Source organism: Ignavibacteriota bacterium (assembly GCA_016212665.1).
Taxonomy (GTDB): domain Bacteria; phylum Bacteroidota; class Ignavibacteria; order UBA10030; family SZUA-254; genus FW602-bin19.
The window spans coordinates 1-17,728 of record JACREZ010000022.1; the positions used below are offsets into that span (position 1 = coordinate 1).

Below are 17,728 nucleotides of genomic sequence, written 5' to 3' on the forward strand. Positions count from 1 at the left end.
CGTTCTTTGATTTCATGTAAATATTCTTGTTTTGCTGCATGAGTCACTACCGAATTCCTTGAAATTGTTGGGTTACCTAACTTATGAGGCAACGACTCCATTTTCAAACCCTTTCGGTTACATTTTTTATGAGTCAACTCGCCGTGTTTTTTGCCTTTGTTTCTTAGAGGAGCTTTTTCTATTTTATCCCGTCCACAATGTAGAATATCAGGGAATGAATATGCAAGACGCATCGCTTATAAATAAAATCAGGTACAACGTTCTGTTCGAATCGGCAAGCGAAGAAATTCTTCAGAAGCTTCTCCCGAATCTGAACGAAATGCAGTTCGCCGCCGGTCAGGTCGTGTTTGAAGACGGAAGCGAAGGGGACTCGATGTATTTAATTCTTTCCGGCAGTGTGAAAATCTGCAAGGTCACAAAGATGAACGAAGAAGTTGTGCTTGGTATTTTGCACGCGGGAGATTTCTTCGGCGAGCTGGAAATGCTTGATACGCGCCCGCGTTCTGCCCGTGTCAGCGTAATGAGCGACTCGAAGATTGCCGTACTCAACAGAAAAGATTTTAACGTTCTTCTTGATACGTGTCCCGCCTTTGCATACAATCTCCTCCGGATGATGAGTCTTCGCCTGCGGACAAGCAATCAATCGTTCCTGTTACAAGGCGAACATTATTCTCAGGAGACGCTTTACCGTCTCGACAAAATGCACAAACTCATCGAAGCGTCGAAGATTGTCAACTCATCGCTCGATTTACAAAAACTTCTCTCCAACATTCTTCAAACAGCAACCGGCACAACCGCCGCAGACCGCGGAACGCTTTTCATCATTGATGAAATCAAAAAGGAACTCTGGTCGAAAGTGTTGCAGGGAGAATCAACGGTTGAAATTCGTTTGCCCATCGGAAAAGGAATTGCAGGCTTCGTAGCCGCAACCGGCGAGACAATTAACATTCCCGATGCGTACGCCGACTCGCGCTTCAACCCCGAAGTGGATAAAGCGACCGGCTACCGAACGAAAACAATCTTATGTATGCCGATGAAAAACAAGGATGGAAAAATCATCGGTGTGTTTCAGTTGCTCAACAAAGCGAATGCAACATTCAGCAAAGAAGATGAGGAGTTCATTGATGCGCTTTCGATTCACGCCTCGATTGCAATTGAAAACGCACAACTTGCACAGCAAATGGTGCAATCCGAACGGCTCTCGGCAGTCGGGCAAATGGCAAGCACGATTATCCATGATATCAAAAACCCGATGGGAACGTTGCGTGTCTATGCGCAGGTAATCAAGAAAAAATCCATTGATGATGAAACCAAGAAGATGGCAGACGAAATGATTTCGCAGGTTGACCGATTTGTGAAAATGACACAGGAAATTCTCGATTTCACACGCGGCGTCAGTTCGATGAACATTCAGGAGTGCGAGTTCTCCGAAGTGATGGATGCGGTTCTCCTCTTCATTGCAAAAGATTTGACAAAGCGAAATGTTCAACTCGTCCAGAACACCGAGTTCAAAGGAATGGTACAAGTTGATCAGGACAAATTGATGCGCGTCTTCTATAACATTGCTGGCAACGCCGCAGACGCAATGCCGAACGGTGGAACGCTGACGGTCAACACGTTTGAGAAGAACAAACAAATCGCTATCGAGTTTGTTGATACCGGAACCGGAATGCCTGAAGAAGTAAAAGCAAAAATCTTCGAGCCGTTCATGACATTCGGCAAGAAGCACGGCACCGGGCTCGGCATGGCAATCGTGAAAAAAATTATTGATGACCACCACGGCAAAATTGAAATTGACAGCGAGATGGGGAAGGGGACAACGATTCGAATTATGTTGCCAACGGATGCTTCTTAAACGCAGGTAAAAGGTGAAAGATTTTAGGTGATAGGACAATTGTTCAAGGTATCTTGGACCGAGAGAATAATTATGAACGGTAAATAGTCAATTGTAAATTGTCAATCATCAATCTATAATCCACAATCTTCTTTTTACCTTTCACCTATGACCTAACACCTTTTCATAGAAAGTTTACACAAGTGTCAAAACTAAAAATTAATAAAGGATTTCTGGAGATTGTACAGGGGGACATCGCTGAGCAGGAGACAGAAGTAATCGTCAACGCGGCGAACAATCATTTGTGGATGGGCGCAGGCGTTGCAGGCGCCATCAAACGAAAAGGAGGACAGAAGATTGAACAGGAGGCAATCATGCAAGGCCCGGTGGAAATCGGGGAAGCGGTTGCAACATCTGCCGGAACCCTGAAAGCGAAATTTGTTTTTCACGCCGCAGTCATGGGACAAGATCTACACACCGATGCAGAGAAAATCAAAACTACAACACGAAACACTTTGAAACTTGCCGAGGAAAAGAAAATTTCATCGCTCAGTTTTCCTGCGCTTGGTACCGGCATCGGCGGTTTCGAGATTCACCATTGTGCAAAGCTGATGCTCACCGAAGCCATTGATTTCTTGCAGAAAACAAAGTACGTCACGCTCATTCGCTTTGTGTTGTTCGATAAAGAAGCGTTCGAAGCGTTCAACGAAGAACTCCATTTGCAGTTTTCGACAAAGCGGAGATAGCTTCGGACTCTTGCCAATAGTAAAGATAAACTGTAAATTATAGTCGCATGAAAATCATATCAAAAGAATTGCTTGAAGAAATCACTCGGAGACTTGTTGAGGAATTTCAGCCGCATAAGATTATCCTGTTTGGCTCGCATGCATGGGGAACGCCGAATGATGATAGCGATGTGGATATCTGTGTCATTGTAGAACAAAGCACTGAAGCGCCTGCACGTCGTGCCTCACGTGCGTATCGTTGTTTGCGAGGAGTACGGGTTTCAAAAGATATTCTCGTAAAAACACGTTCAGAGTTTGACCGGTATTTCTCGGTCCCCGCTTCTTTAGAGCGCGCTGTTGCCGAAAAAGGAAAGCTGTTGTATGGTTGACGCAAAACAGGAACTTGTTCGAAACTGGTTGACGAAAGCTTCTCACGATCTTGAAGCCGCACGCACACTTGCTTTATCGGAACACCCGCTCCTCGATGTAGCAATTTATCATTGCCAACAAGCTGCAGAAAAAGCCGTTAAAGGATTTCTCGTTTTTCACGACCAACCTTTCGAAAAAACTCATGACATCGAAGAATTACTTTCTGTTGCAGGAGAAGTTGATCAACGTATTTTACAGTGGAACGAAGCGGGAGAGTATCTCACTCCGTATGTCTCATTGTTCCGTTACCCGGGCACTACATTAGAGCCAACTCAGAGAGAATTTGAACTTGCTCTGACAATGGCTGACGATCTTTTTCGAGTGATATGTTCGTTTCTGCCTGAAAACGTACACCCACCGGAAAGAGAGTAATCGAATCAGTCATAGTGTTTCAAACCTCCAATCCTGTAAACCTCAAGACCACATGTTTGTTAAAGCGATACAGTGCTTTTGATAAGGAACTGCATTTGCAGTTTTCGACGAAACGGCATAGTTGATTGATTCGTTCGTACTTCCTTTTTGCTTCTCCCTTCATTTTCCCTTACTTTTAACCGTTCGTTTTCTTCGTTTACGGCATAACACTTTTACTTTTACACTTTTAATTTTTCATTGATTCATGACTACGATTGTTCTGCTTCTTGTCTCCAACACCTTCATGACGTTTGCATGGTACGGGCATCTCAAATTCAAAGAGGTCGCGCTGTGGAAAGTCGTGTTGGCAAGCTGGGGAATTGCGTTTCTTGAATACTGCTTCATGGTTCCGGCAAACCGACTCGGGCACGGACAATTTTCGGCTACCCAACTAAAAATCATGCAGGAAGTCATTACGCTTGTTGTCTTCGGTGTGTTTGCTGTTTTCTATTTGAAAGAGCAACTGAAGTGGAACTATATTGTTTCATTTGCGTTAATTATCGGTGCTGTCTATTTCGCTTTCAAAGAATGGAACTAAATATTTTTAACCACGAAGGTCACAAAGTGAACACGAAGAATATCTTGGTGAACAACTCTGCGTTCTGTGAGCCTTCTTCGCGCCCTCTGCGTTTATTTTTTTTCTTGTCCTTCGCACTCTCGCTTCTTTTTCCTCAACTCTCTGTAGCAACAGAAAAAACAATCCTTGAACGAATCCACACTCTCACGCTTGAAGGATTAAATCTCGCGTATAACTTCGAGCTCGAACAAGCCAACGCGAAGTTTGAAGAAGCATTACGATTGGAACCGAATCACCCGCGACCGCATGTCAGCAAGGCAACGATTTTGTTCTGGAGATTTTCTCTCGCCAACGATGACCAACTCTATGACGAACTGATTCCCATGTTGGAGAATTCTATCGAAGCGGCGGAAGAATATCAAGATGACAATGAAACGGACGCGGATGCGCTCACCTGCCTCGGCACACTCTACGGCTACAAAGCATTCGCCCATGCGCGGCACAAAAGTTATCTCAAAGCCGCCTGGGACGGGAAAAAAAGTCTCGATTATTTCACCGATGCCGTTCAGCAAAATCCGAAGGCATACGATGCGTATCTCGGACTTGGAACATTTCACTACTTTGCCGCATTCGCTCCGAAAGCGTTGCAATGGGTGATTTCCATTCTCGGTGTAGATGGCGATGCAAATCTCGGAGTGAAAGAAATCCGCATCGCGCTGGAGAAGGGAATGTTCACCAACGTCGAAGCACAATATTATCTCGCGCAATTTCTTCCGTGGCAAAGCGGTAACTTTGTCGCAAGCGAATCGCTCCTTGTCAATTTGAACAAACGCTTTCCGAATAATTCGATTATTTCCTTCACACTCGCTATCTGGGAAATGCGGCGAAACGATGTCACCTCCGCACGCGAACATTTGCAAAACATTGTCGAATCAGACAAGGGGACCGTACCAGGATTAAAACCGCTTTCCCTCTACAAATTAGCCGAATGTAATTACCGTTTGAACAATTTTCAGAATGCCATTGATGGGTACAAAGCATTCCTTGCCATTTACCACGATGAGAATTATCAGGCGACAGCGCATCATCGCATCGGTGTGAGTTACGAGTTGAGCGGAAGGCGTGAACAGGCGCTCAAACATTACCGTGCATCAATCGCCGCTGAACACAGACACGGCGATGATAAATATTCATCAAGAAAATCAGAGGCGTTTTTGAAATCGCCCATCACAGTTGCCGACTCAATTCTTCTGACTGCAAAGAATATTTACAAAGCAGGCAACTACGGAAAAGCAAAGGAACTGTACAACACACTTGAAACGCTCGCGGGCGTTTCATTAATACATCGCGCAGAAGCGCACATCGGCATCGGTGAATTATTGATGGAACAGGAACTCTATGCCGAAGCGCTTTCACACTTCAATAACGTTCTTGCAATGAATGTCGGCAGTGAACTGTGGCTTCTCCCGTGGTCGCACTATCAACTCGGTGTGTGTCACTCGAAATTAGGAAACACCGTCGTTGCAAAAAAAGAATTTGAACGCGTGCTGGAGTTCGAAGAAGAATATGATTTCAAAAACTGGCTCACGTTCAGGACGGAGAGAGAACTGGAAAAGTTGAAATGAGGGTTTCTGTTTTGAATTTCGTGTTTTGGGCTTTGATATTCAACACAGCGCTTGCACAAACACGATTTACGCTTAGCGGAACGGTGATAGATTCTTCGTCACGTAAAGAACTTGCCTCAGTCAATATTCGTGTTGTCGGAACTTCCTTCGGAACGGTGTCGAACTCGGTCGGGCAATACACGCTTTCTGTTGAGAAGGGAAACAACACACTTGTTTTCAGTTTGATTGGGTATCAGCCGGAAACATTGCGCGTGAACATCGTTTCAAATTTTTCTCATCATGTTCGATTGAAAGAATCGCCCGTTCAAATTCCCGAACTTGTTGTTTCGGCAGAAGACCCCGCCATTGAAATCATCCGGCAAGCGATTGCCAACAAACGGAAGTGGATGAATAAACTCAAATCATACAGGTTTGAAGCATTCACGCGGCAAACGCTTCGGAGCGATACTTCCATCGCAAGCATAACGGAAGCCTACTCAACAGGTACCATGCTCGGCGGCGATACGCTTCGGGAAGTCATCAAACAAAAACGGCAGACACAAAATATCCCGCTTGATGAAAACTTTGCGGCGGTGCGCGGCATTGTCAACTTCAATGAAGATGAAATCGGCTTGTTCAGAATGTCGGTGAACAACAAATCATCCGGTTACCGTTTTGTCGGACCAACCGCACCCGATGCACTGGAGTATTATGACTACAAACTCATCGGCACCTCAGTCGTCAACGGGGTGGAGGTGTATAAAATCAGGATGACGCCGACAACGCGCCTCAAACCGTTATTCGATGGCATCATCACCATTGCGGATGAAACGTTCGCGGTGATGGGTGTAGATGTTGTGCCGAACGAAACGTTCAACATTCCGTTCATCAAAGATATCGAACTGCGGTATCGTCAGCAGTTTTCTTTGTACGATTCAATGTTCTGGATGCCGAGCGATATTCGCATCACGGGAAGTCTGAGCGTCAGCATCATCGGCATTACGATGCCGAAGATTGGCATCGAACAAACATCGGCAATTTATGATTATGCTGTGAACGTTCCGGTTCCCGACAGCGTGATGAAGAGGCCGCGCCTTGTTGTTGATTCAGCGGCTACAACATTTGACTCGACATTCTGGAAAGAACATGAAATTCTTCCCCTCACGAGCGAAGAGCAAACGGCGTATGCTACGCTCGATAGCACACAAACGCTCGAGAAGCAATTTGAACCGAAAGGTCCGCTTGCTTCGCTTGGCGGAGACGGAACCGGTTCTGTCATCGAACATCTCGATGCGCGGTTCAACCGCGTGGAAGGATTTTTTCTTGGCGGAAAAATTGAGATGGACACTGTGTTGCCCAAAACTTCCCTTCGCGCTTCCGCGGGCTACGGATTTTCCGACACAACATTCAAATACAATCTCGGCGCAACATATTTTCTGTCAAACAAAAAGCGTCTTGGCATCGGAGCGGATGTCTATCGCAAGTTGGACAATATTCCCGACGGCGGTTACTATGGCTCGCTTGCAATTTCTCTCATGTCGTTGATTGACAAGAATGATTACTGCGATTATCTTCTCGCTACAGGTTGGCGTGCGTTTACAACATTCAACCCGACGAGACAATTTTCACTTCAACTAGGATTGGTGAGTGAGAACCATACTTCGATGTTCAACAATACCGACTTCAGTATTTTTTCAAAAAACAAGGTTTTCAGGCAGAATCTATCAATAAATGAAGGAAAATTGCAGAGCATCAATTTTGATTTTCGGTTCGGTCAGGAGGAAATTCCGTTGGGATTGGTTTCGCGCGACGCGTTTAACTTTTCGGTCGAACACTCTTCGCCATCGTTCACCGGCGGAGATTTTGATTTCACCCGCTACCTTGCTTCTCTCGAATGGAGCGTGCAAACATTTGCCACCGACTTATTGTTTCCTCCCAAGTTCAGCATGAAGTTAAGCGCCGGAACTTCTTCCGGCGTGCTTCCACTTCAACGAATGTTTGTTCTTGATTCACGCGCAAGCGGCTACGCGCCATTTGGCGTTCTTCGCGGCTCGGCTATCAAAGAATTTTCCGGCAACCGGTTCGTCATGCTTACCATTGAACATAACTTCCGGAGTGTTCCGTTTCTCGCGCTTGATATTCCCTTTCTCTACAGAAACAATATCGAGTTACTTGTTCACGGCTCCTTTGCAAAAACGTGGATGAACGAGTTACCAACATTTGACGGCGTGTATTCAGAAGCGGGAATTGGTATCAACAGAATATTCGATATCATTCGTGCCGATGTAACATATCGCTTCTTCGAGCCAAGCAGATTTTACTTTACTTTGAGCGTGGCGAATTTGTTTTAACCCGCTCTCCTGCATCAGAACAGATTCACTCAACACTATTATGGAAATCGAATTTCTCGGCGCCGCGCAAACCGTAACCGGCTCAATGCATCTTCTTCACGTAAACGGAAAACGTATTCTTCTCGACTGCGGATTATTTCAAGGCAGAAGAGCGGAATCAACAGAACGAAACAGGAAATTTCCCTTTGACCCGGAATCTATTGATGCGGTGATTCTTTCACACGCTCACATTGACCACAGCGGTAACTTGCCGGGACTTGTGAAGCAAGGATACGTGGGACCAATTTTCTGTACAAACGCGACACTTGATTTATGCAGAATTATGCTTGCCGATAGCGCGCATATTCAGGAGAAAGATGTGGAGTTCATCAACAAGAAACATGCGAAGCGGCATGAACCTCCGGTCGAGCCGTTGTACACACCGGAAGATGCGACGCGTGCGTTGGAAAACTTTCAAGGAGTTTCTTATAACAAGGAGTTCGATGTGTTACCGAATGTCCGCGCTAAGTTTGTAGATGCCGGACACATCCTCGGCTCTGCGTCTATTCATCTCACCATCAAAGAAAACGGAACAACAAAAACGCTCGGATTCACCGGCGACATCGGGCGATGGAATATGCCGATTATCCGCGACCCGCAGTTCATGGGAAACGTTGATGCACTCATCAGTGAAAGTACGTACGGTGGCATTCTTCACGATTCTCCCGATGATATGGAGAAAAATTTATCAAGCGTTCTTCACCGGACATTTGAGCGGGGTGGAAAAGTGATTGTGCCGGCGTTCAGCGTCGGGCGTACGCAGGACATCGTGTATGCTCTCCACAAGTTGAAAGACAGAAATAACTTACCGTCGTTCCCGATTTATATTGATAGTCCACTTGCGATTAATGCGACCGAGATTTTCCGTAAACATCGCGAGTGCTACGACGAAGAAACGCTCAAACACATTCTCGAACATCACGACCCGCTCGGCTTGAGTCAGTTACACTATGTTCGCACGGCAGAAGAATCAAAACAACTCAACGATAAGAAAGAACCGTGCATGATTATCTCCGCATCGGGTATGTGCGAAGCCGGGCGCATTGTTCATCATCTTGCAAACAATATTGAAGACGCCCGCAACACGATTATGATTGTCGGCTATCAGGCAGAACATACGTTAGGTCGAAAACTTGTGGAGGAATTTCCTGAAGTGAAAATGTTCGGAGAGTTTTTCAAACTGCGAGCGGAGGTGGCTGTGTTCAACTCGTTCTCCGCACATGCAGACGGAAACGAATTGTTGAAGTACATCACCAAGTTTGACCAAAATCAGTTACAACAGATTTTTCTTGTACATGGTGAATTGGAGCGACAAGAGAAACTGAGGCGGGGATTGAACGGACTTGGGTTCAATCATGTAGAGATGCCTGTGCGTGGAAAGAAGTTTGAGTTGTAAAGTAGTTGAGTAGTCTTGCCCGCCGCAGGCGGGTGAAAGTACAAAGTAGTTGAGATAAAATTTCTCAACCACTCATCATCTCATCTACTCATCTACTCATTATCTCAACTACTCATATACTTATCATCTCAACTACTGCCCGCCATTATCCGTACGAATGATTAGTCCATCGGCGCCGGCAATGGTTTGTGTGTTTGCATCTTGAAGATGGAGTCCGTCGAAATGTTTAGTATAGCCCGTCGGACGGGAGATCCAACTTGCACCTCCATCGGTTGTACGATACAGCGCCCCGTCATCACCGACGACCATTCCGCGCAACGCATCGGCAAAGGCAACATTTCTGAACGACTTTAAGATCGAAACTACCTGGTCTGTCCACGTTCCGCCGCCATTGAGCGTTCGCTTAATTGTTCCTTGAATTCCAACAGCCGTTCCGGTATTCACATCAAGAAAATGAACTGCCAGCAATTTACTGTTCATCGTGTCTGATTGGTTCACCCAAATTTGCCCGCCGTTGGTTGTGTGAAAAATTGCTTCGCCTCCATTCTGGACGTAACCTCCGACCACTGTCCCGATATTCACTCCGGCAAATGAAACGCTTTCAAAATCGTAGCGTTGTTCTTCGAACGAGCGCGACCAGTTCAGCCCGCCATCTACCGAACGAAGAATAATTCCCCATCGCACATTTGTCGTCTGCGATGTATAAAACCCAACTGCGTACACGGTGTTCAGTGGCGCGAAATCAACTCCCTTGAAATGATAGTTCGCTCCTCCAAATGTTTGTGCCGACCATGTTGCGCCGGCATCGGTGGTTCGGAGTATTGTTCCTTGCGCGCCAACGGCAACTCCTGTTGTCGCGTTCGCGAAGGAAACCCCGTACAACACGTTTGCCGTATTGCTTGCAACCTGAATCCATTCATCGCCGCCGTTCGTTGTGCGCAAAACTGTCCCGTTTTGTCCGACAGCAATTCCTGTTGTTTGAGTTGCATATGCGACACTAAATAACGGCTGGTCTGTTCCGCTCGGCTGTTGAATCCAGCCAATGATTTTTGAAACGATATTCGTTTCGCCGGAAACTCCATCGTTCGTGTACGCACGAACGCGGTAAAAATATTGCCGGTTCGCGACGAGGTTCATGTCGTTGTGGGTGAGTGAATCAATTCCCGTGCGCGCAAGTTCGCCCCACACTCCGTCAACGCCTGTTTTCCGCTCGACAATAAACCCCAGTTCGTTATTTGACCGTTGTTGCCATTGCAAACCGATACTTCTGCTGGTAAGAACTGTTGCAACAAGGTTTCTCGGTCCGGGAAGAATTTCAAACACCTCGAACACGCCGTTGCTTTCATCCCGTATTGAGGGCTCGTTCAAATTTGAAATACGAATCAGTGCTTGCGTTGAAACCGTTCCGGTTACATACCATCGCTCTTCGCCATCGTTCGGTGTTCCGTTAAATAATTTCGAAAACGACACGCCATCATCGTAGGAGATTTCAATTTTCACGTCACCGGAAACATTACTCGACGACCATTGAATCGTCTGCATGGTTCCTATCTGCCATCGTTCTCCGCCGTTCGGTGAACTGAGCGTGAGCGTCTTTTCCTCATCCGCGGGAACATCATCGCAATGAAATGAAACGAACAAAAACATCAACGCTGTTACGAAAAAGGGAATTAGTTTCATTGGTTATCCTTGTTAGCACTTCTAAATAGTTTGCAGAGCAATAGTATTGAGAAAAGAGAAGAAAACCAAGTGAGTTGAATTAACAGATTGATTTTTGTATATTGGCAAGCCGTTGCAGTACTGCGGGAGTAATTCAGCGGTAGAATGCAAGCTTCCCAAGCTTGACGTCGCGGGTTCGATCCCCGTCTCCCGCTCACCAATGCAAAATGAAAAAGGAAAAATGCAAAAAGGGTTACCGTCTGTAGATTTTTTTTCATTTTGAATTTTTCATTGATTGGACGCTTAGCTCAGCTGGTTCAGAGCGCCGCCCTTACAAGGCGGAGGTCGCTGGTTCGATCCCAGCAGCGTCCACACTTCCATTGTTAAGATGGAGCCTACCTTAGCTTATCGAAATTATCAATCCTCAAAATTCTTTACTTCTTATGAATAAAGGTGGACTCCATCTTTTTATGAGTTTTTCATTATCTTCCCAAATCAATTTGTATTTATGGAACTCACTTTTTCAACAACACTCATTGTCTGTTCTGTTTTTTTCATTGTAGCGGCTTTATACTCATCCGTTGGACATGGAGGAGCCTCGGGCTACCTCGCAATACTTTCGATGTTTGCCGTTGCACATAAAGAAATGTCAACTACCGCGCTTATGCTCAATATTGTCGTAGCGAGTATAGCGTTTGTCTTCTATCTTCGCGCCGGACATTTTTCATGGAAACTTACGCTTCCTTTTTTTCTCAGTTCAATTCCATTGGCATTTCTCGGAGGGATGCTGGATGTCTCTGCCAAATCATATACAATCTTACTTGCCTTGGCACTCCTCTTCGCTTCGTACCGGCTCATCATTCATGTCGAAGCAAAAGAAAAAACTTCTCAAACAATTCCTTCTTTGTCAGTTGCTCTTTTAGCAGGCGCAATCATCGGATTGGTTTCGGGAATTGTCGGAGTCGGAGGAGGAATTTTTCTTAGCCCGCTAATCTTGTTGATGGGATGGGCGACGGCAAAACAAACGTCAGCAACGGCTGCATTATTTATTGTTGTTAATTCGGTTGCGGGATTACTGGGAAGACAGGTGGAAGGAAACTTCGTTGTCGGAAATTTCCTTCCGTTTTTACTTGCGGCAATTCTTGGTGGCGTAATCGGCTCTCAGTTGGGGGCGACAAAATTTTCGTCACTTTGGTTGAGAAGAATTCTTGGTGTCGTTCTCATCATCGCCGCGTTGAAGTTGATTTTTACCTCATTGTAATCAATCAAACATAATCAGACAGCGGCATTACAAATACAAACGTTCTGCCCGTATGTTTCGTAGTGCGTGACATTCGGCTCGAGTTCCAGTAAATACTCTTTGTCTTTCGGATAATACACAGCACACTCGATATTCTCGCCGGAAAATTTCCGAATCGCATCGTACGATTCCCAGAACGAGAGAAAGAGAAAGTGCGCTTTATCTTCCTGAATATTGTGCATGACAACAACGCCGCGATTTCCTTCTGTCTTCCTGCAATCGTCCTCGCCCGTCTGACGAAGATACGCGAGATATTCTTCTGCTTTTGAAGCAGGCGTTACTCCATGCCACATTCTTGTTATGAGAGATTGATTTGTTTCCCGGTCTTTGCTCAATTGTTCCTTTATGGCTTTTACTTTTTCGGTTGATGAGCGCTTTGTTACAATCAACACAACAGCAACAACGATAATTGCCGCCGCAATGAAGGTTGTCTGCGTCAGAACTTCACCGGCAAACAACCATCCAACAAACACCGCAACAACCGGATTAACATACGCGTATGTTGCAACGCGTGATGGTGTCGTCGCTCCGAGCAAAAAGATGTACGCCATAAATCCAATCGAACCGAATGAAATCAAATACAACAGAGAAAGCACAGAAACTGTCGAAACATTTTCCACTGAGTATAATTGATGTTCTCCGGCAATAAGCGACGCGAGCATCAACATAATTCCTCCCGCCAGCATTTGCATGCTTGAAGTGAGAACAGGAGAGAATGGAAGTTTTGCTTTCTTTGTATAAAGAGTTCCCCACGCCCACGAGATTGAACCGCCGATAACTGCAATCGCACCGTATAAACTCGAACTTCCGTCAGTGGCAATTGTGTCCGGTCGAACTAAAAGAACAATTCCGGCAATTCCCAAACCGATGCCGAGGAACGTTCTGAGATTCAGGGTCGCTTTTTCTCCATACATCGCGCTGAAGAGAACAATCCACAGAGGAATGGAAGCAACTAACAACGCGGCTAATCCGGATGAGACATATTGTTCTGCCCATGTGAGCGCGCCGTTTCCTCCAAGGAACAGTAAACCGCCTCCAATTGCCGCTTGTTTCCATTGGGTTGGAGAGGGCGAACCCATTCCTTTCAATCTTGCATAAAGATAAAAGATAATACCGGCGACGAGGAAGCGAACTCCTGCCATAAACAATGGCGGAATAGTCTCCACGCCGAATCGAATTGCAAGATACGTCGTTCCCCAGATGATATAAACCGCCGCAAACGCGGCAATGATTTTTGTCTTGTGTTGTTTTTCATTCATAATTATTTCTCCTTTTCGTTGATGTCCAAAAAGAGGGTTGATATTTCTTTGACTGTATCGAGAACAATGGTTGTCCGCGTAGAGCGCAATGTTTTAATTTTTCCAAATCGCTCACGAAGAATTTCAGAAAGATGGTTTGTATCCTTCGAGCGGACTTTCACGAGAAAGCAATCTTCACCTGCAACATGGTGAACTTCCTGAACTTCGGGAATACTTGCCAGGAGTTTTGCTGTTTTTACTTCGCCGATAGAATCATCGGTTTTTACAAACACGAATGCGACAAGTCCGTAATCGAGTTGCCGCGAATCGAGCGTTACGGTGTATCCTTTGATGATGCCCTGTGCTTCCATTTTTCGTACACGCTCTAGCACGGCGGAAGGAGCCATGCCGACTTCCTTGGCAATTTCCGAATTTGCGACACGGGCGTTCGCTTGTAACATTGTCAGTATTGTGCGGTCAATTGAGTCAATCATACAGTTTAATAGATAATAATACGAATATTGTTCTGAAAAGATACGTGGTTTCAGAATAATATACAAATGCTGATTTGGTGAAAAACGGAGTGTATTTGAGGGGTTAGAAAAGCGGGGTGAGAATTATCCTAAGTCATACGTACAGCGCGCTTCCGAATTCCCGTCTATGCTTTAGTGTGATTGGATGTTCTTCCCCCAGATATTTGAAGATGGCAATACATGCTTTTCTCGAACCGTCATCGTCATAGTAACGGTCGGCGCGAATGACATCTATGAATTGTTCCAACGCAGAATCGAAATCCTGTGAACGAACGGATTGAATTGCCGCGAGATACTTTGGTTTGATTTCTGCATCGGGAAGAACGCTTGAATCGGATTCAAGTTCGAATATGCGCGAGAAGATTTTCATAGTCTCGGTTACTTCGTTGAACTTCGGTTCATCAATTCCTTCAATCAATTTATTGGCTTCTTCCGGGGAGTCAAACAAAAGTGTTTTGGCGAGATAAACTTTCGCCTCGATGTTCTCCGGTTCTTCCGCGAGAATGTTTTGCAACAGGAGTTGTGCATCAAACATCTTTCCCTTGTTCAAAAAAGATTTTGCCTCCTCCAGTTCCTGTTTGATTTTACTCGGAAGGTATTTCTCCAACCACTGAACAACCATGTGTTCCGGCATCGCGCCGGAAAACTCACCGATAACTTGTCCTTGAGAAATTAACTTCACATTCGGAATGCTTTGAATTCCGTACGCGGCGGAAATATCAGGCAGTTCTTCCGTATTCACTTTTGCGAGTTCCCACTTGCCCCCGCTTTTCTGTGCAAGCCGTTCCAGAATTGGTCCGAGCAACCGGCAAGGTGCGCACCATTCAGCCCAGAAATCTACGAGAACAGGGATTTGAAAACTTCGTTCGAGAACTTGTGTGCGGAAATCTGTTACGTCGTGGTTCATATTTTTATTCTTTTGAAAACATATCACGCTCAGATGCAATTCGCTTTTGAGCAATCTTCACATACTCTTCATTCAAATCATACCCGACAAAATGTCGTTGCGACTTCAACGCGGCAACGCATGTCGTGCCGCTTCCTGAAAACGGGTCGAGGACAACATCGCCTTCAAATGTATAAAGTTGAATCAACCGGAATGGGAGTTCAACAGGAAACGGAGCAGGGTGCTTCACTCGCTTTGCTGACTCAGCAGGAAACGACCAGATACTTTTCGTGTATTCAAGAAATTGGTCGCGGGTGATTGAATTATTCTTCTCTCCTTTTGTAAGCGCAAACGATTCTTTCGAGAAAACAAGAATGTACTCATGCACATCGCGTAGCGTCGGATTCGAAGCTGATTTCCAACTTCCCCACGCCGTCGAAGTTCCAGCACTCGCGGATTTGTCCCAGATGATTTCGCCGCGCATCAAATATCCTATTTTTTCCATTTCATCAATGATAAATTTGTGAACCGGTATGTAAGGTTTCCGTCCTAAGTTCGCCACGTTGATGCAGGCGCGTCCGCCCGGCACAAGGACACGATACGTTTCTTTGAAAACATCGTGAAGCAACTTTCTGTAATCGTCAAGCGATAAGTCATCATCATACTCTTTTCCGACATTGTAGGGGGGCGATGTTACCATCAAATGAACCGAGTTGTCCGGAAGATGAATCATCGTACGGCTATCATGACAGAGCACCGTGTCAAGGACATCTCCGGTAAGAATATTTTCGGAATCGCTTTTTGATTCCTGCGTCTTGTTTTTTGAATAGAGATTGCGTTTGTAAAACTCATCGGAATTGTAACCGACGCGCGGCGCTACACCAAATTCTTTCATTTTTCTTTTTGACATACTTGCTTTACCTATCGAACGGTAACTATTCCTTGCCGTGTGTTGATGGTAAAATCAAACATCGTAAGAAAATCCATTCCTAAGAGACCATCTATTCTTGCAGACGATGGTAGGTCGTGAGCGAGAACCTTGAATGGTTCGAGTGTGCATCCCAGACAAGAAAATTTTTGTAGCGAGATTCTGGGAACTGTAAGTTTATCATTCACTGTAACAATAGGATAACGTGTTTTACCCGAATGAATTTCGTATCCCAATTTCTCTAACGCGTTGCCGGAAAGAAGTGTAAACGAAGCTCCTGTATCCAACAAAAGTGAAAAAATAATTTGCCCCTTCTCGCCTTTTACATACGCTGAAGTTGTGTATAATCTTCCTGAACGGTTGAGTCTAAACGTCTTCAAAAAATATATGCGATGTCTTTTGGAACGGTGCCGAGGTATTCGATTGCCAAAGTTTTACTTTGGCTCATGAAAGAAGACATTTTATCTTCTACTGTTTTTTTTCTTTTAGAATGTGCCAGAACTTCTGCTTCGAGAATATTGTAGTCATCCGTCGTTTTGGTACACTCCAGCAACACCCACTGATTTTTGTATTTTCGTTTGATGGCTGAGTATTTCATAGCATTATGAAGTTAGGAAACATCCGGCACAAAATCAAGCAACTACGATTTAGCATTTTTCAAATCTTCTTCCCAGTGTTTCGGCTTGCGTGGTATTCCTGCCGTTTGAATTTGTTCACCCTCGTACGTTCCCCAGCAATCAATTGCTTCTTTGAAAATCATGTTGAACTGTTTCGGATAGTTCACCATGTATTTTACAGCGTGTTCCAATGTTTCAAACTTTGCCGCGTGTCTGAAATCAATCAGCCACTTACCTTTGAACGTGCGTGTGTTCTTCTCCAACGCACGACGAACACGTTTCTTCGGGATACAAAGCAAATCAATAATTGAATAGACATAAAAGACAGGAGATTTGACAGAGTCGCGTATTAACACAAACGAGCGGGGCGCTTTCAATAAAACTTTTCGTGCCGCCAAATCATCAAGAATAAAAAAATGTTCTTCCGGAATGTCCGTTTCCTTCCAGTTGCTCATGGTGAAATGTTGTTTCTTTTCCTTCACATCGAAATGAACGTTGAAATCCGGCAGGGCAAAGTCGAGTTCCTCCAACGAGTTAGTCCCGTCAACGAAACGGAGATTGTATTTGGTGAAGAAGTCTTTTATTTCTTGCTCGAAACTTTGCATAGCATCGTACCAAAGAATAATTGCTATTTCCTGATTCTGACCTTATCGCCGCGGATGACAACCAAAGTTCCCTGAATTTCTTGGATTGTTTTCTTCTCAAGAAATGCAAGAAGAGACGAGTGAACGTTGTCCTCATTCTCCGGTGTAATTCGGAGTACGATAATTCCCAAATGTTCTTTTGGCGGATACTTTACAATGTCAGCAAAGTCTTTATCGTTGGAAACTAAGACAGAATTTGAGGAAGATGCGAGCGAGAGCACTATATCATCGGGGGAGGCGGGGTCGGCAATTTCCTTCAGCCATACTACACGATGTCCTGCGTCCTTCAAAAGGCGGACAGTTTTCCCGTACACACAATGGTCAGCAAGAATGTTCACAGCGTTTAGACTACGTATTCAACATCTTCATTGACAACCAGTTTGTTTGCATACTCTATGCACGCCGTTATGTCTTGCGCCGTCAAATCAGGAAAGTAATCTTCCGAACAAATTTCTCCAAACGATTTACCAGCACTCAAGAGTTCGAGCACTTGTGAGACCATGATGCGCGTTCCAACGATATGTGGCTTGCCGTGGCAAATGGTTGGATTTACCGATATTCGATTGTTCATAATTCACCTGTTTCTTTCTAAGGTAACTAAACTTGGCAATAATGAA

The 17,728-nt window shown here is 45.1% G+C and carries 19 protein-coding genes and 2 tRNA genes; 11 read left to right on the plus strand and 10 right to left on the minus strand.

The genetic code is table 11. From position 1 onward, the window contains the following. The first annotated feature begins 214 nt into the window (after positions 1-214). From HY960_06750 to HY960_06785, 8 genes are all read left to right on the plus strand, one after another. Positions 215-1,855, plus strand: a complete 1,641-nt coding sequence (locus HY960_06750; protein ID MBI5215437.1) for a cyclic nucleotide-binding domain-containing protein — start codon at positions 215-217, stop codon at positions 1,853-1,855. A gap of 182 nt (positions 1,856-2,037) precedes the next feature. After that, positions 2,038-2,580: a macro domain-containing protein gene (locus HY960_06755; GenBank protein MBI5215438.1), complete on the plus strand. Its 543-nt coding sequence runs from the start codon at positions 2,038-2,040 to the stop codon at positions 2,578-2,580. A gap of 47 nt (positions 2,581-2,627) precedes the next feature. Continuing rightward, the gene (locus tag HY960_06760; protein MBI5215439.1) at positions 2,628-2,948 is read left to right on the plus strand and encodes a nucleotidyltransferase domain-containing protein; all 321 of its coding nucleotides are present in this window, start codon (positions 2,628-2,630) and stop codon (positions 2,946-2,948) included. Then, on the plus strand, positions 2,941-3,360 hold the full coding sequence (locus HY960_06765) for a HEPN domain-containing protein (GenBank protein MBI5215440.1): 420 nt from the start codon (positions 2,941-2,943) through the stop codon (positions 3,358-3,360). The genes HY960_06760 and HY960_06765 overlap by 8 nt, the downstream gene beginning before the upstream one ends. Before the next feature lie 244 nt (positions 3,361-3,604). Next, a complete protein-coding gene (locus tag HY960_06770; protein MBI5215441.1) occupies positions 3,605-3,937 on the plus strand; it encodes a DMT family protein in 333 nt (110 codons plus the stop codon). A 26-nt stretch (positions 3,938-3,963) separates the two neighbouring features. Continuing rightward, positions 3,964-5,541 (plus strand): DUF3808 domain-containing protein, encoded by a 1,578-nt coding sequence (locus HY960_06775; GenBank protein ID MBI5215442.1) that lies wholly within the window; start codon positions 3,964-3,966, stop codon positions 5,539-5,541. Then, positions 5,538-7,871, plus strand: coding sequence for a carboxypeptidase-like regulatory domain-containing protein (locus HY960_06780; protein ID MBI5215443.1), 2,334 nt, complete (start codon positions 5,538-5,540; stop codon positions 7,869-7,871). The genes HY960_06775 and HY960_06780 overlap by 4 nt, the downstream gene beginning before the upstream one ends. Before the next feature lie 40 nt (positions 7,872-7,911). Next, a complete protein-coding gene (locus tag HY960_06785) occupies positions 7,912-9,306 on the plus strand; it encodes an MBL fold metallo-hydrolase (protein MBI5215444.1) in 1,395 nt (464 codons plus the stop codon). A 132-nt stretch (positions 9,307-9,438) separates the two neighbouring features. Here the strand turns inward: HY960_06785 and HY960_06790 are convergent, their stop codons facing one another. Continuing rightward, positions 9,439-10,986: a hypothetical protein gene (locus HY960_06790; GenBank protein ID MBI5215445.1), complete on the minus strand. Its 1,548-nt coding sequence runs from the start codon at positions 10,984-10,986 to the stop codon at positions 9,439-9,441. 122 nt (positions 10,987-11,108) lie between these two features. Between HY960_06790 and HY960_06795 the strand changes: the two genes are divergently transcribed. From HY960_06795 to HY960_06805, 3 genes are all read left to right on the plus strand, one after another. Further along, a tRNA-Gly gene (locus HY960_06795) sits at positions 11,109-11,180 on the plus strand. Positions 11,181-11,262: 82 nt separating this feature from the next. Beyond that, positions 11,263-11,337: transfer RNA gene (locus tag HY960_06800), tRNA-Val, on the plus strand. A 136-nt stretch (positions 11,338-11,473) separates the two neighbouring features. Then, positions 11,474-12,226 (plus strand): sulfite exporter TauE/SafE family protein, encoded by a 753-nt coding sequence (locus tag HY960_06805; protein ID MBI5215446.1) that lies wholly within the window; start codon positions 11,474-11,476, stop codon positions 12,224-12,226. 14 nt (positions 12,227-12,240) lie between these two features. Here the strand turns inward: HY960_06805 and yedA are convergent, their stop codons facing one another. From yedA to HY960_06850, 9 genes are all read right to left on the minus strand, one after another. Continuing rightward, on the minus strand, positions 12,241-13,524 hold the full coding sequence (gene yedA / locus HY960_06810; GenBank protein MBI5215447.1) for a drug/metabolite exporter YedA: 1,284 nt from the start codon (positions 13,522-13,524) through the stop codon (positions 12,241-12,243). 2 nt (positions 13,525-13,526) lie between these two features. After that, positions 13,527-13,997, minus strand: coding sequence for an Lrp/AsnC family transcriptional regulator (locus HY960_06815; protein ID MBI5215448.1), 471 nt, complete (start codon positions 13,995-13,997; stop codon positions 13,527-13,529). Between the two features lie 133 nt (positions 13,998-14,130). Then, positions 14,131-14,943, minus strand: a complete 813-nt coding sequence (locus HY960_06820) for a tetratricopeptide repeat protein (protein MBI5215449.1) — start codon at positions 14,941-14,943, stop codon at positions 14,131-14,133. Between the two features lie 4 nt (positions 14,944-14,947). Further along, a complete protein-coding gene (locus tag HY960_06825; protein ID MBI5215450.1) occupies positions 14,948-15,832 on the minus strand; it encodes a site-specific DNA-methyltransferase in 885 nt (294 codons plus the stop codon). An 11-nt stretch (positions 15,833-15,843) separates the two neighbouring features. Further along, positions 15,844-16,230, minus strand: a complete 387-nt coding sequence (locus HY960_06830) for a retropepsin-like domain-containing protein (protein ID MBI5215451.1) — start codon at positions 16,228-16,230, stop codon at positions 15,844-15,846. Then, positions 16,227-16,448, minus strand: a complete 222-nt coding sequence (locus HY960_06835; GenBank protein ID MBI5215452.1) for a hypothetical protein — start codon at positions 16,446-16,448, stop codon at positions 16,227-16,229. Before HY960_06835 ends, HY960_06830 begins: the two co-directional genes overlap by 4 nt. A 42-nt stretch (positions 16,449-16,490) precedes the next feature. Next, positions 16,491-17,072 carry a hypothetical protein gene (locus HY960_06840; GenBank protein ID MBI5215453.1) on the minus strand — a complete coding sequence of 194 codons (582 nt, stop codon included), beginning with the start codon at positions 17,070-17,072 and terminating at the stop codon, positions 16,491-16,493. Positions 17,073-17,095: 23 nt separating this feature from the next. Further along, positions 17,096-17,449 (minus strand): DUF5615 family PIN-like protein, encoded by a 354-nt coding sequence (locus HY960_06845; GenBank protein ID MBI5215454.1) that lies wholly within the window; start codon positions 17,447-17,449, stop codon positions 17,096-17,098. Positions 17,450-17,454: 5 nt separating this feature from the next. Then, a complete protein-coding gene (locus HY960_06850; GenBank protein MBI5215455.1) occupies positions 17,455-17,682 on the minus strand; it encodes a DUF433 domain-containing protein in 228 nt (75 codons plus the stop codon). Positions 17,683-17,728 lie beyond the last annotated feature (46 nt).

Coding starts and splice junctions, on each gene's coding strand:
- yedA (MBI5215447.1), bottom strand. CDS start 13,524: ATGAATGAAAAACAACACAAGACAAAAATCATTGCCGCGTTTGCGGCG.
- HY960_06835 (MBI5215452.1), bottom strand. CDS start 16,448: ATGAAATACTCAGCCATCAAACGAAAATACAAAAATCAGTGGGTGTTG.
- HY960_06750 (MBI5215437.1), top strand. CDS start 215: ATGAATATGCAAGACGCATCGCTTATAAATAAAATCAGGTACAACGTT.
- HY960_06765 (MBI5215440.1), top strand. CDS start 2,941: ATGGTTGACGCAAAACAGGAACTTGTTCGAAACTGGTTGACGAAAGCT.
- HY960_06780 (MBI5215443.1), top strand. CDS start 5,538: ATGAGGGTTTCTGTTTTGAATTTCGTGTTTTGGGCTTTGATATTCAAC.
- HY960_06785 (MBI5215444.1), top strand. CDS start 7,912: ATGGAAATCGAATTTCTCGGCGCCGCGCAAACCGTAACCGGCTCAATG.
- HY960_06840 (MBI5215453.1), bottom strand. CDS start 17,072: ATGCAAAGTTTCGAGCAAGAAATAAAAGACTTCTTCACCAAATACAAT.
- HY960_06825 (MBI5215450.1), bottom strand. CDS start 15,832: ATGTCAAAAAGAAAAATGAAAGAATTTGGTGTAGCGCCGCGCGTCGGT.
- HY960_06850 (MBI5215455.1), bottom strand. CDS start 17,682: ATGAACAATCGAATATCGGTAAATCCAACCATTTGCCACGGCAAGCCA.
- HY960_06805 (MBI5215446.1), top strand. CDS start 11,474: ATGGAACTCACTTTTTCAACAACACTCATTGTCTGTTCTGTTTTTTTC.
- HY960_06760 (MBI5215439.1), top strand. CDS start 2,628: ATGAAAATCATATCAAAAGAATTGCTTGAAGAAATCACTCGGAGACTT.
- HY960_06770 (MBI5215441.1), top strand. CDS start 3,605: ATGACTACGATTGTTCTGCTTCTTGTCTCCAACACCTTCATGACGTTT.
- HY960_06820 (MBI5215449.1), bottom strand. CDS start 14,943: ATGAACCACGACGTAACAGATTTCCGCACACAAGTTCTCGAACGAAGT.
- HY960_06815 (MBI5215448.1), bottom strand. CDS start 13,997: ATGATTGACTCAATTGACCGCACAATACTGACAATGTTACAAGCGAAC.
- HY960_06790 (MBI5215445.1), bottom strand. CDS start 10,986: ATGAAACTAATTCCCTTTTTCGTAACAGCGTTGATGTTTTTGTTCGTT.